This window comes from Methylobacterium sp. 1A, from assembly GCF_058072805.1.
Genome location: NZ_JBYQVE010000002.1, coordinates 446,821 through 471,447 on the forward strand (window position 1 = coordinate 446,821; position 24,627 = coordinate 471,447).

Sequence of the window (24,627 nt, forward strand, 5' to 3'; positions counted from 1 at the left end):
GGTCAAGCGCGCGGGCCGCGAAGACCCGCGCCACCCTGCAGGCGAGGAATCTCGATGAACGCTCCGATGCGCCCTCCGGGCAGCGCCTCCCCGTCGGCCCCGGCCTCGGCCCGCTTCGTCTGGGACGATCCCTTCCTGCTGGAGGATCAGCTCACCGAGGACGAGCGGGCGATCCGCGACGTCGCTCAGAGCTTCGCGCAGGAGCAGCTGCTGCCCGGGATCGTGGAGGCTTACGCCACCGAGAAGACCGATCCCGGCCTGTTCCGCAAGATGGGCGAGCTCGGCCTGCTCGGCGTGACGCTCCCGGAGGAGTACGGCTGCGCGGGCGCCTCCTACGTGGCCTACGGGCTCGTGGCGCGGGCGGTCGAGGCGGTGGATTCCGGCTACCGCTCGATGATGAGCGTGCAATCCTCCCTCGTGATGTACCCGATCCACGCCTACGGCTCGGAGGAGCAGCGCGAGAAGTTTCTGCCGAAGCTCGCCTCGGGCGAGTGGATCGGCTGCTTCGGCCTCACCGAGCCGGATGCCGGCTCGGACCCGGCCGGCATGAAGACCAAGGCCGAGAAGATCGACGGCGGCTACCGGATCTCCGGCGCCAAGATGTGGATCTCGAACGCCCCCTTCGCGGACGTGTTCGTGGTCTGGGCGAAGTCCGACGCGCACGAGGGCGCGATCCGCGGCTTCGTCCTCGAGAAGGGCATGAAGGGCCTGTCCGCCCCGACGCTGAAGGGCAAGCTGTCCCTGCGCGCCTCCACCACCGGCGAGATCGTCATGGAGGGCGTCGAGGTCGGCGAGGACGCGCTGCTGCCGAACGTCTCGGGGCTGAAGGGGCCGTTCGGCTGCCTCAACCGGGCGCGCTACGGCATCTCGTGGGGCGCGATGGGCGCCGCCGAGGATTGCTGGCACCGCGCCCGCACCTACACGCTGGAGCGCAAGCAGTTCGGCCGGCCCCTGGCGCAGACCCAGCTCGTTCAGAAGAAGCTCGCCGACATGCAGACCGAGATCGCGCTGGGCCTCCAGGCCTCGCTCCGCGTCGGGCGGCTGATGGACGAGGGCAAGATGGCGCCCGAGATGATCTCGCTGGTCAAGCGCAACAATTGCGGCAAGGCGCTGGACATCGCCCGCACCGCCCGGGACATGCACGGCGGCAACGGCATCATGGGCGAGTACCACGTGATGCGCCACGCCCAGAACCTCGAGACGGTGAACACCTACGAGGGCACCCACGACGTCCACGCCCTGATCCTGGGCCGGGCCCAGACGGGGCTGCAGGCGTTCTTCTGAGGCGCGGAGGACGCGCCTCCCACCGGGTCACCTCATCCTCAGGTGCGGCGCAGTCGCCTCGAAGAAGTCCCCCGGAACCGCGGCGATATCGGGAGGCTTCCTCGAGACATCCGCTGCACTTCGGCACCTCAGGATGAGGGCGTGGGCGGGGTCACTCCCCGCCCTCGTCCCCGGCGAGCGACCACTCGAGCACCCGGGCGAGGTGGTCGTAGGCGCCGTACCGGCTGGCGTATTGCGGGTAGGGCCGCGCCGTGTAGGCCGCCTCGCCGGTCATGAACCGGGCCACCAGCCCCCGGAGCCGCGCGGCGTGCTCCGCCACGATCTGCTCGACCCCGCGCTCCTCGCCCCGGGGCGGCTTCACCGGGATCGGGACGAAGGGCTTCCGGCCGCCCGAGGCGTGGACGTAGAGCAGGTCCGGCGTCGTCTTCACGGCCGGCAGATCCGCGAAGGCGCCGTGCATCAGCATCGCCGCCTCCAGGGTGAGCTGCGGCGAGAACCCGGAGAAGATCATCTTGCCCGAGGGCGGCGTCCCGGTCTTGTAATCGACGATGCAGGCGGTGCCGTCCGGCCGCAGCTCGATCCGGTCGGCCCGGGCGCGCAGCGTGAAGGTCTCGCGCCCCATCGGGATCGCCCAGCGCCCGGAGACCTCCGGGTAGACCCGGGTCAGGCCGGGCCGGCGCTGGGTCTCCCAGTCCAGATAGGCCGAAGCCATGCGCTCGTAGCGCGGCCACCACTCGGCGTAGAGGTTCGGGTACTCCGCCTCGATGTCGCTGAAGGCGTTCACCGCGAAGTTCAGCAGCCGCTCCGCGGAGTCCAGCGGCAGGTCCTTGGGATGGCGACTGGCGAATTCCGCGAAGACGTCGTGCACCAGGGAGCCGCGGGTGGCGACGCCCGGCGCCGCCGCCAGCGGATCGAGCGGGTCGAGCCCGAGCACGTGGCGGGCGAAGATGCTGTAGGGATCGCGCACCAGCGTCTCGATCTCGGTGACGCTGAGCGAGCGCGGGAACAGCGCCGGGTCCGGCTTCGGCGCGGGGCGCTTCAGCCGCGGCTCCGGCGGCGCCGTGTCGAGCCGCGCGGCGAGGCCCGCGAGCCGGCGCCCCGCGTGCAGGACGACGTCCCAGCGGGCGTCGCCCGAGAGGGCGCGCAGGCGCTGGATCAGGCGCGACGGCACGGTCGGCGCGCCCTCCCGCTTCAACGCGCGGGTGATCACCGCGTCGCGGCAGCCGAGCGCCTGCACGAAGTCGTGGGCCATCTGCCCGATCCGCCGCTCGGGCGGGTTGAGTCCGACCCGCTCGCGCATCGGCCGGTTGAGGAACGAGTCGGTCAGCGTGCGCACCGGCCAGACGCCCTCGTCCAGCCCGCCGAGCACCACGCGGTCCACCGAGAGCAGGCGCGCCTCCAGCAGCCCGAGGATGCGCAGGCGCGGATGCGGCGCCTCGCCCGAGCAGGCGACTTTGCGCTCCCGGGCGAGCGACGTGAAGAAAGTGGCGTAATCGTCGAACCGGCCCGGCATCAGGCCGGGCTCGGCCATCTCCAGGTCGTCGAACAGGGCGTCCAGGCAGGACAGGGAGCCGTCCGTCTCCTCGGGCGCGTCCTCCGGCCCCGCGATCAGCCGGTCGCACGCCGCTCGGTGCCCGGTGGCGGTGGTGACGAGGTCGCAATCGCCCGCGCCGTCCGGGCCCGGGAAATCCCGGAACACCAGATCCAGCCGGTCCAAGAGGTCCGCGGCCAGTTCCCAGTCGACGTCCTTCAGGCGGCGCTTGGCCCGGGGCCGGTGCTCGGGCGGCCCGGCGCGCTCGGCGGCGAGGGCCTTGCGCAGGCCGTCGAAGCCCGGGGCCGGGACGGGGCCGCGCAGCAATCCGATCTCCAGGGCGGCCGCGCCCCGGACCACGTCGGGACGCGGCAGGCCGAGATGGACCATCGGATGGGAGAGCAGCGCGATCAGCCGGGCCGGGATCGCGTCGGCCTGATCGCGGGCGAGGTCGGCGGCGAGTTCCGCCGCGAGCCGGGCGAGCCGCCCGGCCGGGCTCACGGCCAGGGACAGCCCGGCGGAATCCTCGGCCACGATGCCCCAGCGCAGCAGCTCGACGGCGACCCGGCCGGCGAGCCCGCGGTCGGGCGTGATGAGCGCCGCAGTGGCACCGGGGGTCTGCAGGGTCTCGCGCAGCGCCAGCGCCGCGACCAGCGCCTCCTCGCGCTCGTCGGCCGCTTCGGCGAGCGCGAGCCCCTCGAGGCCGAGGCGGGCGACGGTGTCGCGCGCGGCCGGGTCGAGGGCGGCCCACGCGTCGGTGGTATCGGCCGGCCGCAGGGCCTGCGACAGGAGCGCGGCTCGCGCCGCCTGGCCGGGGTCGGGCTCGCCGAGGGCGACGACCTCGGCGCGGTCGAGGTTGAGGTTCTCCGGTCCGAGCAACCGGTGCAGCACCGCCTGCGGATGGCCGTGCGCGATCACGCGGGAAAAACCCTCGCCGGTGTCGATGCCGTCCCAGCCGGCCGCGTCGAGGTCGAGATCGAGCCCGGGCAGGACCACGGCGCCGTGGGGCAGCTTGGCCACGGCGGCGATGAGCCGGGCCGTGGCGGGGACGGAGCCCAGCGAGCCGGCGACGATCACCGGGTCCGGCGTCGCGCCGCGCGACAGGCGACGCTCCTCGGCGAGCACGAGCCCGCGGGCGCGGGCGACCGGATCAGCGAGGCCCCGCTCGGCCAGGAGCTTCGGCCAGTTCTCGGCGGCGATCTTCACGAAGTCGAGGGTCAGGCCGAAGTAGCGGGAATACTCGGCCTCGACGGCCGCGCCGATCTCCGACCAGGGCAGGCCCTCGACGGTGAGCGCGTCCATGAGGCGCTCGAGATCGCCAGCGAGCCCGACCGCGTCGGCGGGGGAGGACGGCACCAGGAACGGCACCTCGGCGTCCAGCGGCAGCAGCGTCCGGTCGACGGTCCTGGCCCAGGCCTGGACGAGGCGGGCCAGGATCAGCCGGCGCTCCAGCGGCGGCATCGGGATGCTCAGGGGGTCGGCGTTCTCCTCCAGCAGCGGCTCGGCGGCGAGGTCGAGCTCGGCCTCGTCGGCCTCGCCGAGCGGCACCATCCGCGGCAGCAGCGTCGCCTGGCCGGGCGCGTCCCGGCCGAGCCTCTCGGCCAGGATCGCGCCGAGCGCCCGGGCCGCGCGGCGGGTCGGCAGGTAGATCGTGACGGAGGCGAGCGCCAGCGGATCGTCCGCCACCGGCCCGACCAGGCGGCCGGAGAGCAGCGCCTCGGCGAGCGTCGGCAGGAACGGGACGCCGCGGGAGATGGTGAAGACGGCCTGTCGGGCGGGCATGGCTGGGCTTCTACGCCCGCGCCGGGGCGGCGGACAGGGGACGATGGGCCGCTGGGGAACGATCGCGCGGCTTCCCTCCCCGCATCGGAGGAGTTCGGTCGCGCTCCGCCGCTGACCTCAGCCCTTCGCCCTCGCGGCGGCGCCGTAGCCGGCGCGGCGGCCGAACACGACGCCGGAGGTCAGCCCCGAGCCGCCGGGATAGCCGTTGAAAAACACGCCACCGACCATCTCGCCGCAGGCGTAGAGGCCGGGAATCGCGCCGCCGTCCGCGCGCTTCACGCCGCCGTCGTCGCCGACCTCGACGCCGCCGTAGGTGAAGGTGATGCCGCCCGTGACCGGGTAGGCCTTGAACGGCCCGGTCTCGATCCTCTGCGCCCAGTTCGACTTCGGCAGGGCGAGCCCCTTCGTGCCGCGCCCGTCCTTCACGGTCGGGTCGAAGGGCACGCTCTCGTCCACGGCGGCGTTGAACGCCGCGATGGTCCGCCGCGCCGCCGCGCGGTCGATGCCCTCGAGCTTGTCGAGGAGCCCGTCCAGGGTGTCGGCCTCGACGAAGTGCGCGTCGTGGAACCGGTACTCGCTGTAGAGCAGGTGATCGACCTTGGCGTCGAAGATCTGCCACGCCACGTGCCCGGGCTGCTCCATGATCGAGCGGCCGAACTGGGCGTAGGTGTAGTTGCGGAAATTCTTGCCCTCGTCGACGAACCGCTCTCCGTCCGCGTTCAGCATGAGGCCCAGGAAGTAGCAGATCTTCCGGTAGTGCTTGCGCTCGCCGTGCGGCAGCTCGAGGTTGCCGTAATCGGGGGTGTGCAGGTCCATCGGCGTGGCGTGGCAGCCACCGTAGAAGCCGTGGGCCTTCGCGCCGAGGTCGAGCGCCATCTGCAGCCCGTCGCCCTGGTTGTGGGGCGTGCCGCGTACCCGGGCCTTGTCCCAGCCCTCGCCGATGAAGCGTGTCCGGAGGGCGGCGTTCGACTCGAAGCCGCCGCAGGCCAGCACCACGGACGTCGCCCGGACCGGACCCTGCGGCGTCTCCACGCCGACGACGCGCCCGTCCTCCACGATCAGGCCCCGGGCTGGGCAGCCGTAGCGGATCTCGCCGCCGGCCCGGGTGAAGGCCTCCAGCTCGGCCCGGGCGAGGCCGAAGCCCTCGTCGTGGGTGGCGAGCGTCAGGCCGCCCCAGAACACGAAGCGCCCGTCCTTCTCGAACGACTGACGGGAGTAGATCGGCTCGAACTTCACCCCCTGCGTCGCCAGCCAGCGCAGGGCCGCGCCGCTCTCGTCGATCAGGATGCGCTGCTCGCGCGAGAGCGGCCGCCCGTCATTGAAGCCGAGCAGGTCCGCCTCGAATTTCTGTGCCGTGTAGGCACCGAAATCGGTCCGCGGCAGGCGCGGGTCCTCGGGATCGACCAGCAGCGGGATCAGGTCGTCGTTGCCCGCGTAGACGAAGCGCATGGCCCCGGCCGTGTAGGCGGTGTTGCCGCCGGCGAGGTCCCGCTCGGCCTTCTCGATCATCAGCACCGAGGCGCCGCGCTCCAGGGCGGCGAGACCGGCGCTCATGGCGGCGTTGCCCGAGCCGACCACCACCACATCCCACGGCGCATCGTCCGGACGCTGCATGCCTGCCTCCTCTCCAGTGGCTGCTCTCAACGCATTGTATACGTCTGCATGCAATTTCTCGCAAGCGTTTCAGGCGTCACGGTTTCGCGCTATGGCCGAGCCGAGGAGAGCCGGACATGAAGGCCAGCGAAGCGGAGCGCTCCAGCGGCGCCGGCGCCTACGAGCGGCTGCTGCGGGCGATCGAGGAGGGCGAGCTCGCCCCCGGCAGCCGCCTGCGCGAGGCGGAGCTTGCCGAGCGGTTCCAGATCAGCCGCACGCCGGTCCGCGAGGCGCTCGGCCGGCTGGAGGCGCAGGGACTCGTCGCCCACGAGCCGCACCGGGGCGCCAGCGTGGCGCAGCTCGACTACGGGCAGGTGAGCGAGCTCTACGACCTGCGCGAGGTGCTGGAGGGGACGGCCGCGCGCCTCGCGGCGATCCACGCCAGCACGGTCGAGACCGAGATCCTGGAGGAGATGGTCGCCCGGGACCGGACGCTGCTCGGCGACGCGCCCGCGCTGGCACGGACCAACCGGCTGTTCCACCGCCAGATCCACGGGGCGGCGCGCAACCGCTTCCTGCAGGGCACGCTGGAGACGATGCGCCTGTCCCTGGTGCTGCTCCCGGGCGCCACCACGCTGGCGGCACCCGACCGCGCCGCGGAATCGCTCGCCGAGCACGCGGCGATCGTGGCGGCGATCCGAGCCCACGACGGGGATGCCGCCGAGGCCGCGGCCCGGGCCCATATCCGCGCCGCCTTCAAGGCGCGGATCCGGATCTGGCAGGAGAGCTGAGGGCCCCCGACCCTCAGGCGTGGGCCGGCACGCGCTCCAGACCGGGCCGGCCGCGGAACAGGGCGAGCGTCGCGACGATGCCGCAGGCGGCCGCCGCCATCAGCCAGTAGCTCGGCGCCGCCCGGTCGCCGGTCTTCTCGATCAGGAAGGTCGAGACCATGGGCGTCGCCGTGCCGAACAGCGCGGTGGCGAGGCTGTAGGCCAGCGAGAAGCCGCTGGCGCGGACATGGGCCGGCACGACTTCCGAGAGCGAGACCACCATCGCGCCGTTGTAGACTCCGAAGAAGAACGAGAACCACAGCTCGACGGCGAGCATCTTGCCGAAGGTCGGGTCGGCCACGAGCCAGTGCAGCGCAGGGTAGGTGGTCAGCAGCGACAGGGTCGAGATCGTCAGCAGCACCGGCTTGCGGCCGATGGCGTCCGACAGGGCTCCGCCCACGGGCAGCCAGACGAAGTTGGTGATCGCCACGAACAGCGTCACGATCAGGCTGTCGGTCTCGGTGAGCTTGAGGACGTTCTTGCCGAAGGTCGGGGTGTAGACGGTGATCATGTAGAACGTCACCGTCGTCATCGTGGTCAGCATCATGCCGAGCAGCACGATCCGCCAGTTGGCGGCCACCGTGGTCAGGATCTCGCGGGTGGTCGGGTGGCGGGTCCGCTTGGCGAATTCCTGCGTCTCCTGGAGCGACCGCCTGATGAAGAAGATGAACGGCACGATCAGGCAGCCGATGAAGAACGGGATGCGCCAGCCAAAATCGCCGAGCTGCTGCTTGGTCAGGAACGCGTTCAGCCCGTAGCCGATCAGGGCGGCGAACATGATCGCCACCTGCTGACTCGCCGACTGGAACGACGTGTAGAAGCCGCGCCGGCCCGGCGTGGCGATCTCGAACAGGTAGATCGAGACGCCGCCGATCTCGACGCCCGCCGAGAAGCCCTGCAGCAGGCGCCCGGCCAGCACGATCAGCGGGGCCGCGACCCCGATCGTGTCGTAGCTCGGGCAGAAGGCGATGAGCACCGTTCCGCTCGCCATGATGGCGAGGGTGATGATCAGGCCCTTCCGGCGGCCGATCCGGTCGATATAGGCGCCGAGCACGATCGCCCCGAGCGGCCGCATCAGCGCCCCGAGCCAGAAGGTGCCGAAGGTCAGGAGCAGCTCGGTGGTCTCGTTGCCCGAGGGGAAGAACGCCCGCGCGATGTAGGTGGCGTAGAACCCGAACAGGAAGAAGTCGAACATCTCCAGGAAGTTGCCGCTCGTCGAGCGGAGGATCGCGCCGATCCGCGACTTGAGCGTGGCCCCGACGGCCCCGGGATCACCGGCCATGACGACGTCCTTTCCGGGTGCCCGTCAGGCACCGATCCACTTCATGGCGACGATCGTGCCGGTCACCGTCAGCGCGCCGCCGATGCGGGTGGCGATCTGCGCGAAGGGCATCAGGGCCATGCGGTTCGCCGCCGTGAGGATCGCCACGTCGCCGGTGCCGCCCTGGCCGCTGTGGCAGGCGTTCACGATGGCGGTCTCGATCGGATACATGCCGAGCCAGCGGCCGACGAAGAAGCCGACCGTCATCAGCGTCACGACGGTCGACACGATGGTGACCAGGTTCACCAGAGTGAAGGCCGCCATCAGCTCGTGCCAGGGCGTCAGCGCGACGCCGATGGCGAAGAGCAGCGGGTAGGTCATCGAGACCTGGACGAACTTGTAGACCACGAAGCCGCCGGCCTGGAGATGGGGCGACACCGCGCTGGCGAGCTTCGCCAGGACGGCGAGGAACAGCATCGCCACCGGCGCCGGCAGGCCGACGAGGTGGTGGGCCATGACGCCGAGCAGGTAGAGGGTGATCGCCGTGAGCCCGGCCGCACCGATCGTGGCGGGATCGATCTGGCCCTTGGCCGCCTCGGCCTTGGCCTGGGCGTCGCTCGACTTGATGCCGTCCGAATCGGGCTGGAGGCGGCCCTCGCCGGTGAGGTGCGGGTAGCGCTTGCCGACGGAGTTGAGCGTGCCCGACAGGATGATCGCGGTCAGGGAGCCCAGCATCACCGGCGGCAGCACCTGAGCGAAGACCACGCCCTGCTGCATCCCCAGGATCGCCGCGTAGCCGATGGAGAGCGGGATCGCCCCCTCGCCGACGCCGCCCGCCATGATCGGCACGACGATGAAGAAGAAGGTCTTGTAGGGGCCGAGGCCGAGGAGCGTGCCGACCAGCGTCCCGACCAGGGCCGCCGCCACCGAGCCGAGGGCGAGCGGCGCGAAGATCTTGAGGAAGCCCTTGATCAGGACCTCGCGGTCCATCCCGAGGATGGAGCCGACGATGATCGTGGCGATGTAGATGTAGAGGAAGTTGGTGAACTTGGTGAAATCGGTGATCGCCTTGACCATCTGCGGCGGCACCAGGGCGTAGTAGACCAGCGCCGAGGGGATGAAGGTCGCGAAGATCGCCCCGGCGCCGATGTTCTTCAGGATCGGGATCCGCTTGCCGATCTCCGCGCAGGTGAAGCCGCCCATCACCAGCACGGCGATCATGGTCGGCCCGTCGGGCTTGATCTCGCCCTCCTGGACCAGGACGGTGAGCAGGATCGCCAGCACGACGAAGATCGGGAGCGGTATGATGCCGATCTTGAAGTCGATCAGCCGCCACCAGACGTCCGGCCAGAACCGGGCCGCGCGCCCGTCCTCGGCCCGGCCCTCCGCCGGCGACGGGATCGGGCTCGGTGAAACGGTGCTGGTCATGGCGTCCCCCCGGATCTCTGACCGCTCGCGGGCCGCTTCGCCGCGCCCTCGCGACCGCGCGCCGGGCCGCGATCCATCGGGCCGCGCACGATCGGCGGCGATAAAGTGACATCCGGCGTATCAGCGCGAATGAAGGGCGGCAACGCGATCCAGGGAACAAAGGACGCGACCTGTCCCGTCGGCGGGGATTAAGATCCCGTCTCCGTCGTGATCACAGCGCAGAGAATTGGCCACGCGGCCGACCGGGCCATGACAGCATCGGACGGGGACAGGCGACGGGACCGAGGCCCCGCCGCCGGGATCGTCGATCAGAAGTCGCGCTGGACGCGGAAGCGGACCTGCGAGACCGAGTCCTGCGTCACGGTGCGCGGGACGAACGTGCCGCTGTTGATGCCGGCGACGTTCGCGTAGGCGGTGGGACTCTTGTCGGAGTCGATCGCGCGACCGTGCTTCACACCGATCTGGGTGTAGAAGGCCTCGACGCCGATATCGAGGTCGCGCACGGGCGACCAGATGATGCTGCCGCCCGCGACGAACTGATAGGTGTCGCGCAGCGCTTGGCTCAACTGGTAGAAGCGGGTTCCGGGCGCGCCGACCGCGTTGGAGCCGAGATTGGCGGCGCCGTTGAAGCTCAGGACGTTGTAGAGCGCGCCCTGGGCGAGGCGCGCGTTGCGGGAGAAATCCTGCTCTCCGTAGGCGCCGAAGACCGCCGAGCGCCATTCCGGCGTCCAGTAATGCAGGAACGACGCGACCGCCGAGAAGGATTGCGACGTCTGCAGCCGTCCGGTGAAGGGGTTGACCGTCGCGTCCGAGAAGCTCTGATAGATCTTCTGGCCCTGGAAGCCGTTGTTGAGCTGCGTATAGCAGCCGGTGAAGGCGCAGTATCCCGTATACATCTGCGCGCCGTCGGCGTAGGCGCTCTGGAGATAGAGGGCGTCCCCCGGCGCGACGAAGGGGGCGTTGATCTTCAGGCCGCCCTGCACCGCCCAGCCCTCGACGCTCCTGGTGTGCGCGACGCTGACATTGGCGCCCGCCGCGGGCGTCGCCGCGATGTTGCCGACGTTCAGTTCGTGAACCGCGGCGGAGAGCTGCGCCGAGCCCCAGCTCTGATCGACGCGCAGGACGCCGACGACATCGGGCAGCCGCTCGCGCTGGATGCTGTCGACGCCGCTGACACCGATCGGTGCACCTCTGAAGTAGCCGACGAAGACCGGGCTGACCGGCGACGCGGTGCCGGCCGGCGCGTAGATCGGGCTGCGCCGGAAGACCGGGTCCTCGACCGACAGCGTGGCCGACAGCCCGGCGCCGGCCGTCACCGTGTAGGCGAGGAGGTTGGTGGAGGAGACGTCCGAGCCCGCGGTCGCGCCGTAGATCTCGAAGTCGTGGGCGTAGAAGTCGAAGAACGACGAGGCGCGACCGGCGGTCAGGCCGGCGAACTGGATGAAGGCCTTGTCGACGTTCATGAACTGCTGCGCATGCCCGGCCTGGTCGACGCCGGTGGCGTCGTAGGCCTGCCCGATGCGCGCCTGCGTCCCCGAGCGCGCGTAGCCGGTGCGGGATCCCGCATCGAGGCGGACGAAGGCGCGCAGGGTGCCGTAAGCGGTCTGCGTGCGGGCATCGAGGTTGATGCGCAGACGCGCCTGATAGCCCGCGCTGTCGCCGGCGTTGGTGCCGGCCTGCCGCGTCGACGCCGTCATGTACCCGCCCTCGTACCGGGCGCGGCCCGAGATGCGCAGGCAGGTGTCGGTGCCGGGGATGTAGAAGAAGCCGGCGCCGTACGCGCCGCAGACGCGGACGTACTCGACCGGGACAGCCTTCTTGACCGGCAGGTCGGCGGCGTGCGCAGCGCCCATTGTCGCGAACGCGGCGGCAGTCGCCAGCAGCGATGATCTCAGTAATGTCATCGATGTCTCCGAAATTTGAATCTCAATTCTCGCAAACGGATGAGCAAGACCGGACACACCAAGTATAATCCACGAGTTATTCGCAGATCATTGGCCTGTTCTCGCTCGCCACGGCGGTTTTGAGGCCCATTTGCCCGGCGACGATGTGCAGAGGCCCCACCGCGCGCAACAAAGATTCAGATTTATCTTCAATCTTGCAGATGAACGTTGCGCGTCCGCAACAAAATGTTATCTAATAATGCAAAATGGGAGATAATTACTCAGTATATCTATATATTATCAGGTTATCCGGACGGATGAAATATTGCTAAAACCGGCTCGTTCGAACGACCAGCACCAATCGAGAGGCGATGGCCCGGAAGTCAGCTCGGAGCTGTCGTGCGGGCCGTCTCTGACCGGACAGGCGCGGCGGATGCAGTCAGAACCGCCTGGGTGCCCCGCGAACGGCACGCGGTCGCCGGCGAGCGATTCGACGCGCGGGTCCTGCCCGTCCGACGCGTCGGCCGGAGGCTCGGCTCATTTGCGGGATGGCACGTTCGCACGGCGCGGCGGCGTTTGCCCGGCTCGATGGACGCGGCGCGCGCCCGGAAAGCGGGTCCGAACGAACGATGGCGCGCACCGGCGGCGCCCTGCGCGCGGGGCGGCGCATCGCCGGACCCTATCATGGGTCGGTCAACGGACCGGCCGAGAGCGGGCGGGATCGCGGCGCGGAACGCACCGGGTCGCGTGGCCGACCGCGCGCTGGCGGCCGGAGGCGTTACGGATCCAGGGCGGCCCGGCACAACGAAAAAGGCCCGGCCGAAGCCGAGCCTTGAGGTTCCTGAAGCACGGGGACCGGCGCGGAGGCCGAGGCCCCGGCGCCGGTGGAGTGGCTTAGAAGTCGCGCTGGACGCGGAAGCGGAAGGTGGAGACGCTGTCCGCCGTCGTGGTCCGCGGCACGAAGGTGCCGTTGTTGATGCCGGCGACGTTCGCGTAGGCCGTCGGGCTCTTGTCGCGGTCGATCACGCGGCCGTTCTTGACGCCGATCTGGGTGTAGAAGCCCTCGACACCGATATCGAGGTCCTTGACCGGCGACCAGATGATGCTGCCGCCCGCCACGAACTGGTAGGTGTCGCGCAGCGCCTCGCTGAGCTGGTAGAACCGGCTGCCCGGCACGCCGACGCCGTTCACGCCGAAGGAGTTGCCACCGGTGTTGTTCGCCAGCGCGAAGGCCGCGCCCTGGGCCAGACGAGCGCCGCTGCCGTAGCTCATCTCACCGTACGACCCGAAGAAGGCCGAGCGCCACTCCGGCGACCAGTAGTGGAGGTACGAGGCCGTCGCGGTGAAGCTCGTCGACTGCTCCAGCTGACCCGTGAACGGGTTGAGCGTCGCGTCGTTGATGTACTGCGCGAACTTCTGACCCTGGATGGTGGCCGGGTTCTGCGAGTAGCAGCCGCTGAACGCGCAGTAGCCGGTGTACATCTGGGCACCGGAGCCGTAGGCGCCCTGCAGGTAGAGGGCGTCGCCCGGCGCGATGAACGGCGTGTTGATCTTCAGGCCGCCCTGCACCGCCCAGCCGTACGAGTTGCTGGCGTGCGGGATGCTGATGTTCGAGCCGGTGCCGGTGCCGGCGCCGTTGGCCACGTTGCCGACGTTCAGCTCGTGGACGGCGGCCGAGACCTGAGCCGAGCCCCAGGCCTGGTCGAGGCGCAGGGCGCCGACGAAGTCGGGCATGCGCGAGCGCTGGATCACGTCAACGAAGCTGTACCGGGTCGGCACGCCGTTGGTGTAGCCGATGAACACCTCGGCCGGCGACTGAGACTGCGCGAAGTTGGCGAGGTTGGCGTTGACCGTCACGCCGCCCGGGTTGTTGGTCTGCGAGAAGATCACGCTGCGGCGGAAGACCGGGTCTTCGGCCGAGATCGTGGCGGACAGGCCGTTGCCGAGCGTGGCCGTGTAGGCGAGCAGGTTGGTCGAGGCGATGTCGGAGCCGAGCGTGGCGCCGGCGAACTCGAAGTCGTGGGCGTAGAAGTCGAAGAACGACGAGGCGCGACCGGCGGTCATGCCGGCGAACTGGATGAAGGCCTTGTCGACGTTGACGAACTGCTGGGCGCGGCCGAACTGGTCGATGCCGAGGCCCGGGAAGGCCTGGCCGATGCGCTGCTGGGTGCCGGAGGTGCCGACGCCGGAGTAGCCGGTGCGGGAGCCGGCATCGAGGCGGACGAAGGCGCGCAGGGTGCCGTAGGCGGTCTGGGTGCGGGCATCGAGGTTGATGCGCATCCGGCCCTGGTAGCCCGACGTGTCGCCGTTGCTACCCTGACGCGAGTAGCTGGTCATGTAGCCGCCCTCGAACCGGGCGCGGCCGGAGAGACGCAGGCAGGTGTCGGTGCCGGGGATGTAGAAGAAGCCGGCGCCGTAGGCGCCGCAGACGCGGACGTACTCGATCGGGACCGCCTTCTTGACCGGGAGGTCGGCGGCGTGGGCTGCGCCTACCGCCGCGAACGCAGCAGCAGACCCGAGCAATGAGCTCTTCAAGAGCTTCATAGACATCTCCAAAGCTTCGAGACCCAATGATGCGGACCTGCCCGGTTATCCGGGTCTAGCCGCACGTTCTGTAGGTTTGGCCTGCGTCTTAGGTGGCAGGCTCCTGCGGGCTCTCGCTTGGCGATGCCCCCGTGCACGATCACCATGTGCGAACGGGTTTCCGCGAGCAACGAGGATTCGCGGCTGCCTTGGCAGTTCCAGCGCGATGTTGCGGCCTGGCAACATTCTCGGGGCGCTTTAGTCGGCGACGGTCCGCCGAATGTGCACGAATGCTGTCCTGAGCGGCTGAGCTGCCGCGCCGACGGGCAGCCTTTCGCCCGGCCCCGACCCGGGACCGGGCGGCTCACGCCGTCCCAGCCGATTCGCCGGCGCCAGACGGGCGCCTCACATGGGCGGCGTCAGCCCGTCCTTTCCGACGGCGACGCGCCGCGCCGTGATGCGGCCGTCGTCCCCGCGCGCGGCGATCACGAAGACCTTGGCGCCGGGCGCTACGGCCGCGGCGCTGGCGGGCTCGAAGCTGACGACCGGCGCCTGTGGCGGCACCAGGATCTGCAGCGACTGGCCCTGACCGTAATCGACCGTGAGGGTCCGCTCCGCCCCGCCGCGGCTCGCCTTGACCGTCCCGTTGGTCATCGCGCTCTTCACGCGGGGCGCGTCGGGAGCGGTCGAGCGCACGTCCGCCTTCACGGTTCCGTTGGTCATGGCGCTCCGCACCGGCGCCCCGCCCGCGGTGTGGTCGGGGATCATGTCCCAGTCGTAGTGCCCCTCGCCGGTGCCGCGCATCGCCTCGGGGAACAGCACCACCTCCAGGGCCACCGGTGGCTCGCCCTTCGTGGCCGTGCCGATGAAGACCCCGTCCCTGATCGCGTCGAGACTCGACGGGACCACCCAGGAAACCTTGGCGTCGGGGGCGAGCGCCACGGTCTCCGACGCGCCGTCCCGTGTCTTCAGCGTGAAGCCGCCGCCCGCGACCGCCTCGACGGTCCCGCGCAGGCGCTCGACCTTCGGCGCCGCCTGCGCACCGGTGGTGACGGCAAGCAGCCCCATCAGGGCGAGCGTCGTGAGTTTTGCCATGGGGGTTCTCTTCCTGGTGCCGGGATTGTCGCGACCGGCTGGACGTGGGGCGGGATGATGGAACGTCAGCCCACGAGGGCCTGTGACATCGCATCCGGGTTCGCGCCCGTGCCCGGCCCGGTTACGCGTCCCCGGCCTGTCCCAGGCAGATCAGGAACGGCGCGGCCGCAGCCTCCGCGGCCGCCTCGGCGGCCCGGTAGCGCCGCACCACGTCGGCGCCGAAGGCCGAGAGGCGCGCGCCCCCGCCGGCCCGGCCACCGGTCTGCGCCTCGACCACGGGGCGGCCGAAGCCGGTGTTCATCGCCTCGACCAGCAGCCAGGCCCGGCGGTACGACATGCCCAGCGCGCGGCCGGCGCCCGCGATGGAACCGTGCTCGGCGATCATCTCCAGGAGCCGCACCTTGCCGGGGCCGAGGCGGTGCCCCGGCCCGAGATCGATGCGGATGCTCAGCCGGGGCGCCGCGCCCGCGGCCCGGGCGGGGTTCCGGAGCGGGTCGGGTACGGCGCTCAGGCGGGGAGCGCCAGCAGCGCGAGACCGGCCGCGGCGAGGCCGGCACCGAGGGCCGGGGCGGCCCGCGTCGCTCCGATCCGCGACGCCGCGGCGCCGAGGCCGATCCCCGCGGCGTGCAGGAGCGCGGTGGCCGCGAGGAACCCGAGGCCGAAGGACAGGCCGGAGGCGGTCTCGGGCATCTCGGCGCCGTGGGCGTAGCCGTGGAACACCGCGAAGACCCCGACCAGGGCAGCCAGCAGGGCCACCGGCGCGCGCAGGCCGACGATGGCGGCGAGGCCGAACACGACGATGGACAGCGCGATCCCGAGCTCGACATGCGGCAGCACCGCGCCGGCCATGCCCAGCCCCGCCCCCACGCTCATCAACGCCAGGAACGACAGGGGCAGCGCCCAGAGCGCCCGTCCGCCGCGCAGGCTGGCGAGGAGGCCGACCGCGACCATCGCGAGAACATGGTCGGCGCCCAGGAGCGGATGGAGGAACCCCGCCTCCGCGCCCGTCGCGGTGCCGTGCCCCGGATGGGCGAAGGCCGCCTGGGGCAGCAGGGCGAGTGCAGCCGGCAGGAGCGCCAGGGATGTGGCGGAACGGGCGGAGAGCGGTCGCTTCATCGGTGATCCTTCGCTGGACCCGCGAAGTTGTAGCGCCCTTCCGCCGCCTCTGCGAGGGGCCGGTGGCCGACGATCGCCGCACCGCGGCAGCGCCCGGATCCGCGGGCGGCCCTCAGAGCGACATCGCCTCGTGGACCGCGGACGGCGCGAACGGCTCCGAGAAGGCGGCCCCGACACCGTGGGTGAAGTGGCGCATCACGGTGGCGGTCTTTCGCCCGACGCGGATCATCGCCCCGATCTCCAGCGCGTGATCGACGAGCAGGGCGACGCCGGAGGCCGAAACGTTGAGGACGTGTCCCTGGAGGGCCTCGCCCGATGAAGTGGTGATCTGGACGATCTTCTGCTTCGGCACGATCCGACGGTGCGCGCGGATCGGTTCGGATTGCAGGTCCTGGGCTTTTGCCAGCGTCACGAACTGACGGGCAACGTCAGTGAGAGTCGCGCGTCCACCGCGGACACAGACAACGAACTCCTGACCGGCCACGCGGGCGATGCGGGCCTCGAGCGTGCCGATATGGCGGATGCTGCAGGTGAGATGCTCACCCGGCACCAGGAGCGACGAGGAGCGGAACCGGATGCCCTCGGTCGAGACGTCGGCGGTCACGGCGTAGAAATCGCGACGCCGCTGGTTCCAGCACAACGCGGGCAACATGACGATGTGCCGCCGGACCATCACACCCGCATCATCATAAAGAATACATCGGTGACCTTCTGGGGCCGAAGTTTCTTCTGGCCTGTTCAAGCAATGCGTAAAATTTGACTTATCCCGATCTAAGTCGCACCTCAGATCCGGCGCTCACGGAGCTGTTCGCAGGCCGATCTCGACCTTGGCGCGGTCGCGCCGTCATCGAACGCCGCCGGCCGGCTCGAAACGGCGGCCTCAGAGGCTCGCGGCGCGGATTGAATAAAAGATGCATCCTGATTGTATGGCATGGATGCTGCCTGGGATTGTGCATGCCAAACGGCCGCGCAACACTGCCGGCCGCCTCCGGAACGGACCGGCCGGTCCGCTCCGCTTCTCCCGCCTCCACCCGGATCGGTCTCATGTTGCGTTACGCCGCCTGTCTCCTCGCCGGGCTCGCCCTCACCGGGCCCGCCGCCGCGCAGACCCTGCGCTACGGCATGATGGAGGATCCGGACGCCCTCGACCCGACGCTCGCCCGGACCTTCGCGAGCCGGATGGTGTTCGCCGCGCTCTGCGACAAGCTTGTGGATATCGGCCCGGACCTGAAACCGGTGCCGCAGCTCGCGACTTCCTGGGAGCTGTCGCCCGACGAGAAGGCGCTGACCATGCACCTGCGTCCGGGCGTGCTGTTCCACGACGGCGAGAAGCTCGACGCCGCGGCGGCCAAGTACTCGATCGAGCGGCACATGAAGATGCCGGGCTCGCAGCGCCGCTCGGAGATCGCGCCGATCGACTCCGTGGACGTGGTCGACGACCTGACCTTCCGCATCAACCTGAAGCAGCCGTTCGCGCCGCTGCTGGCGCAGTTCACCGACCGGGCCGGCATGATGGTCTCGCCCAAGGCCGCCGAGCGGCTCGGCGACAAGTTCGCCTCCGCGCCGGTCTGCGCCGGTCCGTACAAGTTCGTCGAGCGGGTGCCGCAGGACCGGATCGTGGTCGAGCGCTTCCCCGACTACTGGAACAAGGACGCGATCCATATCCAGCGGATCGAGTTCCGGCCGATCCCCGACGCCACCGTGCGGCTCACCAACCTCCGCGCGGGTCAGCTCGACCTCTTGGAGCGCCTCGCCCCCACCGACGTGGCGCAGGTGAAGCGTGACGCCAAGCTGAAGCTCGACTCAACCTACGAGCTCGGCTTCCAGGAGATCCTGTTCAACCCCCACAAGGCCGGTTCGCCGGTGTCCGACCCGAAGGTGCGCGCCGCGTTCGAGGCGGCCATCGACCGCAACGCCATCAATCAGGTGGTCTACAACGGCGAGTTCCTGGCCGGGAACCAGTGGGTCAACCCGAAGAACCCGAACTACGTCGCCGAGTACCCGATCCCGAAGCGGGACGTCGCCAAGGCCAAGGCGCTGCTGGCCGAGGCCGGGAAGCCGAACCCGCAGATCACGCTGACCGTCTACGCCAACAGCGAGTCGCCGCAGGTCGGCCAGGTGATCCAGGCGATGACCAAGGAGGCCGGCTTCGACGTGAAGATCCAGGCGGTGGACTTCACGACTGCGCTCGATGCCGCCGACAAGGGCAACTACGAGGCGCAGCTCTATTCCTGGAGCGGCCGCTCGGACCCGGACGGCAACACGTTCAGCTTCCTGGCCTGCAAGGCGGCGCTGAACTATCCCAAGTACTGCAGTCCGGAAGCCGACGCGGCCCTCCAGGCGGAGCGCGGGACGGTGGATCCGGCTAAGCGCAAGGCCGCCTGGAAGGCCCTGGCCGATCAGGTCCTGAAGGACCGGCCGGGCATCTACATCCTGCACCGCAAGCTGCTCTGGGCCTACAGCCAGAAGATCACGGGCTTCGTGCCCTACCCGGACGGGCTCGTGCGCTTCACCGGGCTGAAGCTGAACTGATGCTGCGGTTTCTCGCACGGCGCCTTGCCCTGGCGGTCCCGACCCTGATCCTCGCCTCGATGATCATCTTCGCCCTGCAGCAATTGCTGCCGGGCGACGTCGCCACGGCGCTCACCGGCGAGGAGCGTGATCCGCAGGTGATCGCGTTCATCCGGGAAAAATACCACCTCGATGAGCCCCTGCCGGTGCGCTACGCCTACTGGGCCGGCGGCGTGCTGCGGGGGGATCTCGGCGAGTCGATCCGGCTGCAGAAGCCGGTCTCCGAGCTGATCGTCGAGAAGCTGCCGGTGACGCTCGAACTCGCCTGCCTCGCCATGCTGGTGGCGCTGGCCATCGGCGTGCCGATGGGCGTGCTCTCGGCGGTCAAGCGCGGGCAGGCCGCCGACACGATCGCGAACGGCGTGGCCCTCTGGGGCCTGTCGGTGCCGAATTTCTGGCTCGGGATCCTGCTGATCCTGCTGTTCTCGGTGGAGCTCGGCTGGCTGCCGGCCTCGGGCTACGTCTCGCCCTTCGAGAGCCTGTCGGAGAACCTCGCCGCCATGGCGATGCCGGCCTTCGTGCTCGGCAACGCCATCGCGGCGGTGATGATGCGCCACACCCGCGCGGCGATGCTCGGCGTGCTCGGCTCCGACTACGTCCGCACCGCGCGCGCCAAGGGCGTCTCGCCGCTGCGGGTCACCCTGCGGCACGCGCTGCCCAACGCCGCGATCCCGATCATCACCCTCGGCGCGCTGGAATTCGGCCAGCTCCTGTCGGGGGCGGTGCTCACCGAGCAGGTCTTCTCCGTGCCGGGCTTCGGCAAGCTGATGGTCGATGCGGTGTTCAACCGGGACTTCGCCACCGTGCAGGGCGTCGTGATCTGCACGGCCGCCACCTACATCGCCCTGAACCTCGCCGCCGACCTGCTCGCGGCGGCCGTGAACCCGAAGCTGAGGCGGGCATGAGCACCGGCAGCGAGATCGCCCGCGCCGAGGCGGTCGGCCTGGAGGCCGCCCCGTCCGGCGCCCCCGCCAACGGGCTCATCCAGGAGCCCGGCACCCTCGCGGCCTTCTGGCGACGCCTGCGCGCGCGCCGGAGCGCGGTCGTGGGCCTCGTCATCGTCGGCCTGCTGGTGCTGATGGCGGTGTTCGCGCCCTGGATCGCTCCCTACGACCCGACAGCCACCGACTGGGGCAACGTCCGCGGGCCCCCGAGCCTCGCGCACCCGTTCGGCGGCGACGAGGTCGGGCGCGACGTACTCTCGCGGATCATCTTCGGCACCCGGGCCTCGCTCGGCGCCGGCCTCGTCTCAGTGGCGCTGGCGGTGTCCCTCGGCCTGCCCCTGGGATTGCTCGCCGGCTACGCGGGTGGCTGGATCGACGGCGCGATCTCCCGGCTCACCGACGCGCTGCTGGCGATCCCGTTCCTGATCCTGGCGATCGCGCTCGCCGCCTTCCTGGGCCCGAGCCTCGTCAACGCGATGATCGCGATCGGCCTCTCGGCGACCTCGACCTTCATCCGGCTGACCCGGGCGCAGGTGCGCGCCGTGGCGGCGGAGGAGTTCGTCGAGGCCGCGCGCGCCATGGGCAACCCACCCTGGCGGATCGCCCGGGTCCACATCTTGCCCAACATCGTCCCGGCGATCCTCGTGCAGGCAACGCTGACCATCGCGGCCGCGATCATCGCGGAGGCGAGCCTGTCGTTCCTCGGCCTCGGTCAGCAGCCGCCCGAGCCGTCCTGGGGGGCGATGCTCAACACCGCCAAGAACTTCATGGACGAGGCGCCCTGGATGGCGATCTGGCCCGGCCTGTCGATCTTCCTCGCGGTACTCGCCTTCAACCTGTTCGGCGACGGCCTGCGGGACGCCCTCGATCCGAGGCAGCGCACATGACGGCCGCGATGACGAAGCCCCTCCTCGACGTCCGCGACCTCGCGGTCGCCTTCGACACCGACGGCGGCGCGGTCCACGCGGTCAACGGCGTGTCCTACACACTGCACGAGGGCGAGACGCTGGGGATCGTCGGCGAGTCCGGCTCCGGCAAGAGCGTGCACGTGCTGGCCATGCTGGGTCTGATCCCGCGCCCGCCCGGCCGCATCACCGGCGGGCAGGTGCTGTTCGAGGGACGCGACCTCCTCGCCCTGAAGGAGCGGGACCTGCGCAAGATCCGCGGCGGCGCGATCGGCTTCGTGTTCCAAGACCCGATGAGCTCGCTCAACCCCGGCATGACCGTGGCGGCGCAGATCGTCGAGCCGCTGCGCATCCATCTCGGCCTCGACGCCCGCGCGGCCCGCGCCCGGGCCCGGGAGCTGCTCGACCTCGTGCGCATCCCGAACGCGGCCGCGCGCCTCGACCAGTACCCGCACGAGTTCTCCGGCGGCCAGCGCCAGCGCGTGATGATCGCGATCGGCCTGAGTTGCCGGCCGAAGCTGCTCATCGCCGACGAGGCGACCACGGCGCTCGACGTCACCGTCCAGGCCGAGATCGTCACCCTGGTGCAGGAGCTGAAGCGTGAGCTCGGCATGGCGATCATCTGGATCACCCACGACCTCGGTGTGGTGGCGGGCATCAGCGACACCGTGCAGGTGATGTATGCCGGCCGGATCCTGGAGCGCGGCCCGGTCGACGACATCTTCGCCGATCCCCGCAACGCCTACACGCTCGGCCTGCTGCGGTCCCTGCCGGATCTCTCCGGCGGCCGCGCCGGGCGGCGGCGCCTCCACCAGATCGAGGGCGCGCCGCCGGACATGCGCCATCTCCCGCCGGGCGACCCGTTCGCGCCGCGCAACGCCTTCGCGACGCCCCGCTGCCGGGCCGAGATGCCGCCCCTGGCGCAGGCGCCCGGCGCCGCTCCGGGCCACCTCGTCGCCGCCTGGTACGACTTGCCGAAGCTCCTGGGTGAGGAGGCCGCGCGATGAACGCGTCGCAGCAGCCGGTCGTCTCGGTGCGCGACCTGTCCAAGCATTATCCCCTCCGCTCCTGGTGGGGCGGCAAGGGCGCGGTGTTCCGCGCCGTCGAGGGCGTGAGCTTCGACATCCGCCCCGGCGAGACCCTGGGCCTCGTGGGCGAGTCCGGCTCCGGCAAATCCACCATCGGCCGGGCCGTGACCATGCTCAACCCGCCGACCTCGGGCACGATCGCCTTCGAGGGCACCGACCTCGCCAAGCTCTCGGCGGGCGCCATGCGCAAGATGCGCGCGCGGATCCAGACCGTGTTCCAGGATCCCTACGCGGCCCTCAACCCGCGGATGAGCGCCGGCGAGTACGTCGCGGAGGCGTTCAAGCTGCATCGGCGGGACATGCGCGGCCCGGAGCGGCGGGAGGCGGTGGCGGCCCTGCTCCAGCGAGTCGGGCTCGATCCGCGCTTCATGGGCCGCTACCCGCACCAGTTCTCGGGCGGCCAGCGGCAGCGCATCTGCATCGCCAGGGCGATCGCCCTGAAGCCCAGCTTCATCGTCGCCGACGAGCCGATCGCGGCGCTCGACGTCTCGATCCAGGCGCAGGTGGTGAACCTGCTGCAGGACCTGCAGGACGAGATGGGCCTGTCCTACCTGTTCATCTCGCACGACCTGCGGATGGTGCGCTACCTCTGCCACCGGGTCGCGGTGCTCTGGCGCGGGCGGATCGTCGAGCTCGCCGAGGCCGACGCGCTCTACGAGGATCCGCGCCACCCCTACACGCGCCGTCTGCTCGCCGCGGTGCCGGTGCCGCACCCGGCCGAGGAGCGCGCCCGCCTCGCCGCGCGGGACCTCGCCGGCCACGATCAGCCGCCCGACGGGCCGCTCACCGAGGTGGCGCCGGGGCACTGGGTGGCGCTGCCGAGAGGGCAGCACGCGTGATCGTCCAGGCGATCCTCGATCGGAACAACCGGTCAGCCCGGCCTCCGCCGTCATCACGAGCGCAGCGAAGTGACCCAGGGCAGCGCGAGGTTGCCCAGCGTTGCGGCTGGATTGCTTCGCTGCGCTCGCAAAGACGAGGCGACGAAGCCATCCGTCATGGACGAGGCCGCGCCGTCATCTCCGTCACCGCCTCATCCCGAGGTGGCGATATGCATCAAGCGGTGATTCTTTAAGTCGCCCAGCAGAGCAGGACATCCCGTGAGAGACTTCTCCGCCCCCGGCCGATCCCCGGTCTACGCCGCCAACGCCGCGGTCGCGACCTCGCACCCGCTCTCGACGCTCGCCGCCATCGAGGTGCTGCGCGCGGGCGGCAACGCCGTCGATGCCGGTATCGCGGCGGTGGCCGTGCAGTGCGTGGTCGACCCGCTGATGACCGGGATCGGCGGCGACTGCTTCGCGCTCTACGCCCCCGCGGGCGCCACCAAGCCCATCGCCCTCGACGGCTCGGGCCGCGTGCCCGCCGCCGCGACGCCCGACTGGTACGCCGAGCACGGCGTCGCGATCACGCCCACCTCCCCCCACGCCGTGACGGTGCCGGGCGCGGTCGCGGCCTGGGATCTGCTGGTGCGCGAGCACGGCACCCGGTCGCTGGGCGAGCTGCTCCAGCCGGCGATCCGCTACGCGGAGGACGGGTTCATCGTCCAGCAGCGGGTCGGCTGGGACTGGCTGCGCGGCGCCGAGCGCGTCGCCGCCGATCCCCACGCCGCCGCGACCTACCTGCCCGGCGGAGAGGTGCCGGCGATCGGCAGCGTCGTCCGCTTGCCGAAGCTCGCGGCTACGCTCCGGGCGATCGCCGAGGCGGGCGCGCGCGCCTTCTACGAGGGCCCCGTCGCCGAGGACATGGTGAGCCGGCTGAACGCCCTCGGCGGCCTGCACACGCTGGACGACTTCGCCGCCGCGCGGCCCGACGTGGTCGTGCCGGTCTCGACCCGCTACCGCGGCTACGACGTCTACGAGTGCCCGCCCGCCGGCCAGGGTCTGGCGGCGCTGATGATGCTGAACGTGCTGTCGCACTACGATGTCGGCGCGCTCTCCGACCTCGACCGGCTCCACCTCTTCGCCGAGGTGTGCAAGCAGGGCTACCATCACCGCGACGTGCTGTTCGGCGATGCGGCCCTCGCCAACGTGCCGGTCGAGCACCTGCTCTCCGACGCCTGGAAGGCCGCCGCCCATGGGGCGATCGACATGGGCCGGGCCCGCGAGCCGGAGATCTATCCCGAGATCGCCCGCGAGATGGCCGAGGGCCGCGCCCACAAGGACACGGTCTACCTCTGCGTGGTCGACCGGGACGGCAACGCGCTGTCGCTGATCAACTCGATCTTCCAGGGCTTCGGCTCCGGCATCCTGGCGCCCGAGAGTGGCGTGCTGCTGCACAACCGCGGCCTGTCGTTCCGCACGGAGGGCGGCCACCCGAACAGCGTCGGGCCGGGCAAGCGGCCGATGCACACGATCATCCCCGGCATGCTGATGAAGGACGGGCAGGCCGTCGCGCCGTTCGGCGTCATGGGCGGCCATTACCAGGCCATGGGCCATGTCGAGCTGCTCTCCGGTCTCCTCGACCGGGGCCTCGACGTGCAGGAGGCCCTCGATGCCCCGCGCAGCTTCGCCTACGGCGGCAGCCTGGAGGTCGAGGGCGGGATCTCCGACGCCGTGATGGCGGGGCTGGTCGAGCGCGGCCACCCGGCGATCCGCGCGCCGCTGCCGCTCGGTGGGGGGCAGGTCATCTGGATCGACCGCAAGGCCGGCACGCTGGCGGCCGGCTCGGACCCGCGCAAGGACGGGGCGGCGCTGGGGTATTGAGAGGCGTGGGAGGATGGGCGCCGCCGGCGCTCATCCTTTGGCCTCAACGGCGCTCTTCTGTCAGCACCGCCGTCATTGCGAGCGGAGCGAAGCG

At 70.7% G+C, this 24,627-nt stretch carries 18 protein-coding genes; 8 read left to right on the forward strand and 10 right to left on the reverse strand.

From position 1 onward, the window contains the following. Positions 1-54: 54 nt before the first annotated feature. Complete coding sequence (locus ACX9MN_RS22325; RefSeq protein WP_091676352.1) at positions 55-1,284, forward strand: acyl-CoA dehydrogenase; 1,230 nt, start codon at positions 55-57, stop codon at positions 1,282-1,284. Positions 1,285-1,435: 151 nt separating this feature from the next. On the opposite strand, the gene addB is transcribed toward ACX9MN_RS22325, so the two are convergent. Together addB and tcuA are read right to left on the reverse strand one after the other, a co-directional pair. After that, positions 1,436-4,597: a double-strand break repair protein AddB gene (gene addB / locus ACX9MN_RS22330; RefSeq protein ID WP_489725496.1), complete on the reverse strand. Its 3,162-nt coding sequence runs from the start codon at positions 4,595-4,597 to the stop codon at positions 1,436-1,438. A gap of 117 nt (positions 4,598-4,714) precedes the next feature. Continuing rightward, the gene (tcuA, locus tag ACX9MN_RS22335) at positions 4,715-6,211 is read right to left on the reverse strand and encodes an FAD-dependent tricarballylate dehydrogenase TcuA (RefSeq protein WP_091676348.1); all 1,497 of its coding nucleotides are present in this window, start codon (positions 6,209-6,211) and stop codon (positions 4,715-4,717) included. A 116-nt stretch (positions 6,212-6,327) separates the two neighbouring features. Between tcuA and ACX9MN_RS22340 the strand changes: the two genes are divergently transcribed. Next, positions 6,328-6,981, forward strand: coding sequence for a GntR family transcriptional regulator (locus ACX9MN_RS22340; RefSeq protein ID WP_056531487.1), 654 nt, complete (start codon positions 6,328-6,330; stop codon positions 6,979-6,981). 13 nt (positions 6,982-6,994) lie between these two features. Here the strand turns inward: ACX9MN_RS22340 and ACX9MN_RS22345 are convergent, their stop codons facing one another. The 8 genes from ACX9MN_RS22345 to ACX9MN_RS22380 form a co-directional block, all read right to left on the reverse strand. Continuing rightward, entirely contained in the window at positions 6,995-8,302 is a 1,308-nt protein-coding gene (locus tag ACX9MN_RS22345; protein WP_091979345.1) for an MFS transporter, read from the reverse strand. A 24-nt stretch (positions 8,303-8,326) separates the two neighbouring features. After that, positions 8,327-9,709 (reverse strand): 2-hydroxycarboxylate transporter family protein, encoded by a 1,383-nt coding sequence (locus ACX9MN_RS22350; protein ID WP_489725497.1) that lies wholly within the window; start codon positions 9,707-9,709, stop codon positions 8,327-8,329. 308 nt (positions 9,710-10,017) lie between these two features. Next, a complete protein-coding gene (locus ACX9MN_RS22355) occupies positions 10,018-11,613 on the reverse strand; it encodes a porin (protein WP_489725498.1) in 1,596 nt (531 codons plus the stop codon). 873 nt (positions 11,614-12,486) lie between these two features. Continuing rightward, complete coding sequence (locus tag ACX9MN_RS22360) at positions 12,487-14,136, reverse strand: porin (protein ID WP_132368113.1); 1,650 nt, start codon at positions 14,134-14,136, stop codon at positions 12,487-12,489. Positions 14,137-14,520: 384 nt separating this feature from the next. Continuing rightward, the gene (locus tag ACX9MN_RS22365) at positions 14,521-15,210 is read right to left on the reverse strand and encodes a hypothetical protein (RefSeq protein WP_056531477.1); all 690 of its coding nucleotides are present in this window, start codon (positions 15,208-15,210) and stop codon (positions 14,521-14,523) included. Positions 15,211-15,331: 121 nt separating this feature from the next. After that, complete coding sequence (locus tag ACX9MN_RS22370) at positions 15,332-15,655, reverse strand: winged helix-turn-helix domain-containing protein (RefSeq protein WP_489726342.1); 324 nt, start codon at positions 15,653-15,655, stop codon at positions 15,332-15,334. Between the two features lie 62 nt (positions 15,656-15,717). Further along, a complete protein-coding gene (locus ACX9MN_RS22375; protein WP_489725499.1) occupies positions 15,718-16,326 on the reverse strand; it encodes a HupE/UreJ family protein in 609 nt (202 codons plus the stop codon). 112 nt (positions 16,327-16,438) lie between these two features. Further along, complete coding sequence (locus ACX9MN_RS22380; RefSeq protein WP_489725500.1) at positions 16,439-16,930, reverse strand: PilZ domain-containing protein; 492 nt, start codon at positions 16,928-16,930, stop codon at positions 16,439-16,441. Between the two features lie 440 nt (positions 16,931-17,370). Between ACX9MN_RS22380 and ACX9MN_RS22385 the strand changes: the two genes are divergently transcribed. The 6 genes from ACX9MN_RS22385 to ACX9MN_RS22410 all read left to right on the forward strand — a co-directional run bounded on the left by ACX9MN_RS22385 (position 17,371) and on the right by ACX9MN_RS22410 (position 24,533). Further along, positions 17,371-18,858: an ABC transporter substrate-binding protein gene (locus ACX9MN_RS22385; RefSeq protein ID WP_489725501.1), complete on the forward strand. Its 1,488-nt coding sequence runs from the start codon at positions 17,371-17,373 to the stop codon at positions 18,856-18,858. After that, positions 18,858-19,802 (forward strand): ABC transporter permease, encoded by a 945-nt coding sequence (locus ACX9MN_RS22390; RefSeq protein ID WP_091676321.1) that lies wholly within the window; start codon positions 18,858-18,860, stop codon positions 19,800-19,802. Before ACX9MN_RS22385 ends, ACX9MN_RS22390 begins: the two co-directional genes overlap by 1 nt. Then, positions 19,799-20,728, forward strand: coding sequence for an ABC transporter permease (locus ACX9MN_RS22395; RefSeq protein ID WP_056531468.1), 930 nt, complete (start codon positions 19,799-19,801; stop codon positions 20,726-20,728). The genes ACX9MN_RS22390 and ACX9MN_RS22395 overlap by 4 nt, the downstream gene beginning before the upstream one ends. Beyond that, positions 20,725-21,753, forward strand: a complete 1,029-nt coding sequence (locus ACX9MN_RS22400; RefSeq protein ID WP_489725502.1) for an ABC transporter ATP-binding protein — start codon at positions 20,725-20,727, stop codon at positions 21,751-21,753. The genes ACX9MN_RS22395 and ACX9MN_RS22400 overlap by 4 nt, the downstream gene beginning before the upstream one ends. Then, positions 21,750-22,673, forward strand: a complete 924-nt coding sequence (locus tag ACX9MN_RS22405; RefSeq protein WP_489725503.1) for an ABC transporter ATP-binding protein — start codon at positions 21,750-21,752, stop codon at positions 22,671-22,673. The genes ACX9MN_RS22400 and ACX9MN_RS22405 overlap by 4 nt, the downstream gene beginning before the upstream one ends. Before the next feature lie 258 nt (positions 22,674-22,931). Beyond that, the gene (locus tag ACX9MN_RS22410) at positions 22,932-24,533 is read left to right on the forward strand and encodes a gamma-glutamyltransferase family protein (protein WP_489725504.1); all 1,602 of its coding nucleotides are present in this window, start codon (positions 22,932-22,934) and stop codon (positions 24,531-24,533) included. Positions 24,534-24,627: the final 94 nt, after the last annotated feature.

Excerpts from the sequence above, each read along its gene's own strand:
- ACX9MN_RS22375 (WP_489725499.1), bottom strand. The coding sequence starts at position 16,326 with ATGAAGCGACCGCTCTCCGCCCGTTCCGCCACATCCCTGGCGCTCCTG.
- ACX9MN_RS22400 (WP_489725502.1), top strand. The coding sequence starts at position 20,725 with ATGACGGCCGCGATGACGAAGCCCCTCCTCGACGTCCGCGACCTCGCG.
- ACX9MN_RS22365 (WP_056531477.1), bottom strand. The coding sequence starts at position 15,210 with ATGGCAAAACTCACGACGCTCGCCCTGATGGGGCTGCTTGCCGTCACC.
- ACX9MN_RS22360 (WP_132368113.1), bottom strand. The coding sequence starts at position 14,136 with ATGAAGCTCTTGAAGAGCTCATTGCTCGGGTCTGCTGCTGCGTTCGCG.
- ACX9MN_RS22350 (WP_489725497.1), bottom strand. The coding sequence starts at position 9,709 with ATGACCAGCACCGTTTCACCGAGCCCGATCCCGTCGCCGGCGGAGGGC.
- ACX9MN_RS22385 (WP_489725501.1), top strand. The coding sequence starts at position 17,371 with ATGTTGCGTTACGCCGCCTGTCTCCTCGCCGGGCTCGCCCTCACCGGG.
- addB (WP_489725496.1), bottom strand. The coding sequence starts at position 4,597 with ATGCCCGCCCGACAGGCCGTCTTCACCATCTCCCGCGGCGTCCCGTTC.
- tcuA (WP_091676348.1), bottom strand. The coding sequence starts at position 6,211 with ATGCAGCGTCCGGACGATGCGCCGTGGGATGTGGTGGTGGTCGGCTCG.
- ACX9MN_RS22405 (WP_489725503.1), top strand. The coding sequence starts at position 21,750 with ATGAACGCGTCGCAGCAGCCGGTCGTCTCGGTGCGCGACCTGTCCAAG.
- ACX9MN_RS22345 (WP_091979345.1), bottom strand. The coding sequence starts at position 8,302 with ATGGCCGGTGATCCCGGGGCCGTCGGGGCCACGCTCAAGTCGCGGATC.
- ACX9MN_RS22390 (WP_091676321.1), top strand. The coding sequence starts at position 18,858 with ATGCTGCGGTTTCTCGCACGGCGCCTTGCCCTGGCGGTCCCGACCCTG.
- ACX9MN_RS22340 (WP_056531487.1), top strand. The coding sequence starts at position 6,328 with ATGAAGGCCAGCGAAGCGGAGCGCTCCAGCGGCGCCGGCGCCTACGAG.
- ACX9MN_RS22355 (WP_489725498.1), bottom strand. The coding sequence starts at position 11,613 with ATGACATTACTGAGATCATCGCTGCTGGCGACTGCCGCCGCGTTCGCG.
- ACX9MN_RS22395 (WP_056531468.1), top strand. The coding sequence starts at position 19,799 with ATGAGCACCGGCAGCGAGATCGCCCGCGCCGAGGCGGTCGGCCTGGAG.
- ACX9MN_RS22325 (WP_091676352.1), top strand. The coding sequence starts at position 55 with ATGAACGCTCCGATGCGCCCTCCGGGCAGCGCCTCCCCGTCGGCCCCG.